General features: G+C 38.2%; 1 pseudogene. It reads left to right on the forward strand.

The features are described from left to right. Positions 1-859, forward strand: a pseudogene (locus ACRCJ0_RS16315) (class 1b ribonucleoside-diphosphate reductase subunit alpha); the annotation flags it as partial.

Below are 859 nucleotides of genomic sequence, written 5' to 3' on the forward strand. Positions count from 1 at the left end.
AAATGCTGGTTCAGGTGTTGTGCCTGTAATGAAACTGTTAGAAGATGCCTTTTCTTATGCTAACCAATTGGGTCAACGAAATGGTGCTGGGGTTGTTTATTTAAACGCCTTCCACCCGGATGTGTATGAGTTCTTATCTACTAAGAAAGAAAATGCCGATGAAAAAATTCGTGTAAAGACCTTATCGCTAGGTTTGGTAGTGCCAGATAAGTACTATGAACTATTGAAAACAAATGAGCCAATGTACTTGTTTAGTCCATATGACGTGGAACGCATTTACGGTAAACCATTTGGCTATCTCAATATCACGGAACATTACGAAGATATGGTTGCTAATAAGGACATTAAGAAATATAAAATCAATGCACGTGAGTTAGAACAAGAGATTTCGCGTCTACAACAAGAATCTGGCTATCCATATATCATGAATGTGGATACAGCGAACAAGGAAAATCCAGTTAATGGGACAATTACCATGTCTAATTTATGTTCTGAAATCATGCAAGTACAAAAGCCATCTACTCTAAATGAAGATTTAACTTATGAAGAAGTTGGTTTAGATATTTCTTGTAACTTAGCTTCAACAAATATCACTGAAATGCTAAAAACGCATAACTTTGACCAGGCTGTGGATACTGCTGTACGCGCTTTAACTGCCGTTTCTGATATGACATCAATCCAAGCTGTACCAAGTGTTGAACGTGGGAACTCAGCTTATAACTCTATCGGATTGGGAGCGATGGGACTACATACAGCCCTTGCTACCAACCAAATTCATTATGGATCAGCTGAAGCGCTAGAATTAACGGATGCTTACTTTATGGCATTACGTTACTATGCTTTGAAGACCTCAAACCAA

This window comes from Aerococcus sp. L_32, from assembly GCF_050689315.1.